3 protein-coding genes are annotated in these 2674 nt (G+C 76.9%); all 3 read right to left on the bottom strand.

Going from position 1 to position 2674, the window contains the following annotated elements; genetic code table 11:
* A partial coding sequence (locus AB0G02_RS34565) for a glycosyltransferase (protein ID WP_360802924.1) occupies positions 1-482 on the bottom strand: 482 nt, incomplete at its 3' end.
* Entirely contained in the window at positions 479-1567 is a 1089-nt protein-coding gene (locus AB0G02_RS34570) for a glycosyltransferase (RefSeq protein WP_360802927.1), read from the bottom strand. The genes AB0G02_RS34565 and AB0G02_RS34570, both read right to left, overlap by 4 nt.
* Positions 1564-2674 (bottom strand): oligosaccharide flippase family protein (locus AB0G02_RS34575; protein WP_360802930.1); only part of this gene is annotated, 1111 nt, incomplete at its 5' end. The genes AB0G02_RS34570 and AB0G02_RS34575, both read right to left, overlap by 4 nt.

The following is a 2674-nucleotide window of genomic DNA, read 5'->3' on the forward strand; positions in this document are numbered from 1 at the left end:
AACCGGCCCATGGCGGGCGCGGGCACCACCGTGCGGTGCACGGTCCGCGCCACCACGGCGTCCGCCGCCAGCACGGTCCGCGTGTAGGCGGACGGCCCCGCCGCCCGGCGCACGCCCCGGAACCACTCCTCCCCCACGTCGTCCGGCACACCGTGGTAGGTCTGGATCACCTTGTGCCGCCACCGCAGGCCCGCGCCGACCAGCCCGGCCCGCCGGTCCTGCGCGTGCACGACGTCGGGCCGCCACTCCCGCAACGCCGCCCGCGCCCGCCGCCCGGCCCGCACGTCGGCCTTGTCACCGACCTCCAGGTGCTCGTGGTGGCCGTCCAGCGCCTCCGCGCCCCGGCGCGGCACCGGCCCGAACACCCGCACGTCGGCCACGCCGGACGCGAGCAGGGCCCGCGCCAGGCGCACGGTGACGTCCACCGGTCCCCCGCTGTCCTGCGTGAGCAGGTACGCCACGCGCAGGCGGCGGGCGCTCACCGGGCACCCACCACGAGCTTGTCCACCAGCGTCGCGACCTGGTCGGCCACCTGCCGCCGGTCGAACAGCAGCTCCACCCGGCGCCGGCCGTGCGCGCCCTCCAGGTCGGCCGACGCGGGATCGGCGAGCCGGGCCACGACCGCCTCCGCCAGCGCCTCCACGTCACCGCCGGGCAGCACCGCCCCGGCCTCGCCCACGCTCTGCCGCACCCCGCTGACGTCGAACGCCACCACGGACCGACCGGACGCCATCGCCTCCAGCGGCACCAGCGCCATGCCCTCGTCGCGGGACGGCAGCACGACCACGTCGGCGGCGGTGTAGAAGTCGGCCACCGAGTCGTCGTGACCCCACCAGCGCACGGAGTCGTCGTCGAACTCCGCGCGCCACCGCTCGGCCATCGGACCGTCGCCCACGAGGACGAGCTGCGCGTCGGGCACCTTCGCCCGCACCGCGGGCCACGCCGCGAGCAGCTGGTCCTGACCCTTGAGCGGCGCGAGCCGGCCCACGCACACGGCGGTGGGCAGGTCCGGCAGCCCCAGCCGCCACCGCGCCGCGAGCCGGTCGGAGGGCCGGAACCGGTCGACGTCCACGCCGTTGCACACGACCTCCGCCGGTCCGCCCACCCCGGCGGCCCGCCCGATGGCCAGCTCCTCGTCGCTCACGCACACGAGCTGGTGCGTCCACCGCGCCGCCCACCGCTCCCAGGCCCGCGACGCCCGGCCCAGCAGCCCGGTCCCGGTCTGGAACGACCACATGTGCGGCTGGAACAGGGTCGGCCGCTTCCCGCGCACCACGACGCGCCCGACCAGGCCGGCCTTGGAGCTGTGCAGGTGCACCACGTCCGGCGCGAGGTCGCGCAGCACGCGCCGGAGCCGCACGACCTCCCCGACCGTGCCGATCCCGGGTTGCCGCCGCGCGGACCAGGCGCGGACCTCCACCCCGAGGTCGTGCGCCCGTTCCGCGAGCGGCCCCGGCGGGCACACCACGACCACCGACCAGCCCTGGTCCCGCTGCGCGCGGACCAGTTCCAGCACCACCGACGCCACACCCGCCGCGACGGGCTGGCTCACGTGCACGACCTTCACCGCCGTACCACCTCCCGGTTCGACACCAGCACGACCACGCCGCACACCACGGCCAACACGACCCCCTCACCGAGCGCGCCCACCACGGAACCGGGCGGCCCGAACACGTCACCGGCCAGGAACGCCACCGCCGCGCAGCACCCCGCCGCCGCGACCACGCCCGCGACACCCCTCACGAGCGCGCGCAGCGGCGGGCCGATCCCCCGCCGGGCCAACGCCCACCAGGTGCACGGCACCACCAGCCACGCCGCCGCGACCTGGACGAGCGCGACCGCCACCACGCCCTGCCGGGTGAACACCAGCAGCCCGCCGACCAGCGCCACCAGGTGCGTGACCTCCAGCGCCAGGTAGCGGCGGGCGTGCCCGGCGGCCTTGAGCACCTGGTACCAGAGGTGCAGCAGGCTGATCCCCAGGCCGTACAGGCACAGCAGCGCCAGCGGCAGCGCCGCCGCCTCCCACCGCGCGCCGAACACCACGACCCGGTCGGCCAGCACCGCCGTCACCGCGTACAGGCCACCGGTCACCACGAGCACGGCGGACGTGAACCGACCGACCACTTCGGACAGTCCCTGCCCCTCGCGCAGCAGCTTGGCGCACAGCGGGAGCACCACACCGCCGAGCACCACCGCGACCAGGATGTAGGGCACCCACGCGATCCGGTACGCCAACGAGTACACGCCGACCGCCTCCGGCCCGTGCACCCGGGCGATCGCCAGGTAGTCGACGTTGATCAGCAGCACGGCCACCACCGCGCCCGGCCCGACCACCGCGATCCAGCGCGCCGCCTCGGCCGCCGCGTCCGCGTCCCACACCGGCCGCACCCGGACGCCGACCACCACGGCGAGCACGGGTTGCGCCACCGCCGTGCAGACCACGCCGCTCACCAGCGAGTACGGCCCGGCGCCCGCGACGGCGAGCGCGATGGTCACCACCGCGCCGAGCACCGCGCCGCCCGCGTCGGGCAGCAGCCGCCGGCGGTAGTCCAGGTCCCGGTGCAGCAGGCCCATCTGCACGCCGGCCACCGCCGAGAACGGCAGGCTCACCGCCGCGAGCCGCACCCGCGGCGCGGCCGGGGGCGCGTCCACCGCGAGCGCGATCGCGTCGGCC

This window comes from Actinosynnema sp. NPDC023658 (assembly GCF_040639995.1).
In the GTDB taxonomy this organism is placed as follows: domain Bacteria; phylum Actinomycetota; class Actinomycetes; order Mycobacteriales; family Pseudonocardiaceae; genus Actinosynnema.